This is a genomic window from Pseudomonas sp. P5_A12, from assembly GCF_056400685.1.
Window position 1 is genome coordinate 1 of sequence record NZ_JBFUKU010000588.1, and the last position, 1,133, is coordinate 1,133.

The following is a 1,133-nucleotide window of genomic DNA, read 5'->3' on the forward strand; positions in this document are numbered from 1 at the left end:
CGCCCAAGACTTCTGCTCATAACGCGGGGTTATGACGCGGTGCTGGCTACTGGCACGCTGCCGACGAAGGTGTCGGGTTCGCGCACGATGGTCACGTCCGATTGAACCAGCAGAAACTGGTTGTCATCCAGCTTCCTGACGCGGTCACCAATGGCCAGTTTGTAGGTGATGACAGGCTCCGCGCCGCTGAGGCCGTCTGCCGACGGGGTGGATTCCTGGAACTCATGCACGGAATAAACGCGGCCTTCCGCATCTCTTGCGTGGAACTGACCGACAAGTACTGCTGCCATCTGTTTAGAACCTCTGGAGATAAATCACTCAATTTTCGGTTCTGTAGACCGTGGTTGGGCGAAGTAAGTTTTCCTGCAAGAAAAAAATAGTCAGGGGGTGAAATTCAGCCGCCCGTTGGGTGATTCGTCATCTATAACTACAAGCTCTTTCCATTGGATAGTCGAGACATCTTCCATGAGCAACGTCTATACGATCGCCGTAATAGTCGGCAGCTTGAGAAAGGCATCGATCAATCGCAAGGTGGCACTGGCGCTGGCCGATCTTGCTCCAGCCAATCTCAAACTTCAAATCGTCGAAATTGGTGACTTGCCACTCTACAACGAAGACATCGATGGCGCTTCACCGCCGGCAGCCTACAGCACTTTCCGGCAACAGGTGCGATCATCCGACGCAGTGCTGTTCGTCACCCCGGAATATAACCGTTCAGTGCCGGCGCCTTTGAAGAATGCCATAGACGTGGGATCACGGCCCTATGGCCAGAGTGCCTGGAGCGGAAAACCTGGCGCGGTGATCAGTGTTTCGCCGGGGGCTGTCGGTGGATTTGGCGCCAACCATAGCGTGCGTCAGTCCATGGTATTTCTGGATGTGCCGTGCATGCAGGCGCCGGAAGCCTATCTCGGTGGTGCCGGGTCGCTGTTCGACGAGGCGGACAAACTGTCCGAATCGGCGAAGCCGTTTTTGCAGAAGTTCATCGACGCCTATGGGAAATGGGTCGAACAACACAAAAAGGTGTGATTGCCTTTGTAGCAGCTGCCGAGCCCGCGAGGCTGCGTTCGGCTGCGTAGCAGTCGTAAAACTTGAGCGCGAGGTCTGTCAGACACACCGCACCGCCTGATTTCACG

Annotated in this window: 2 protein-coding genes; one reads left to right on the forward strand and one right to left on the reverse strand. The window is 55.7% G+C overall.

From position 1 onward, the window contains the following. Positions 1-29: 29 nt before the first annotated feature. Positions 30-290, reverse strand: a complete 261-nt coding sequence (locus AC1DSG_RS31290) for a hypothetical protein (protein ID WP_477794312.1) — start codon at positions 288-290, stop codon at positions 30-32. A gap of 175 nt (positions 291-465) precedes the next feature. Here AC1DSG_RS31290 and AC1DSG_RS31295 point away from each other — a divergent pair, with 175 nt between their 5' ends. Continuing rightward, on the forward strand, positions 466-1,026 hold the full coding sequence (locus tag AC1DSG_RS31295; protein ID WP_477794313.1) for an NADPH-dependent FMN reductase: 561 nt from the start codon (positions 466-468) through the stop codon (positions 1,024-1,026). Positions 1,027-1,133: the final 107 nt, after the last annotated feature.

Excerpts from the sequence above, each read along its gene's own strand:
- AC1DSG_RS31295 (WP_477794313.1), top strand. The coding sequence starts at position 466 with ATGAGCAACGTCTATACGATCGCCGTAATAGTCGGCAGCTTGAGAAAG.
- AC1DSG_RS31290 (WP_477794312.1), bottom strand. The coding sequence starts at position 290 with ATGGCAGCAGTACTTGTCGGTCAGTTCCACGCAAGAGATGCGGAAGGC.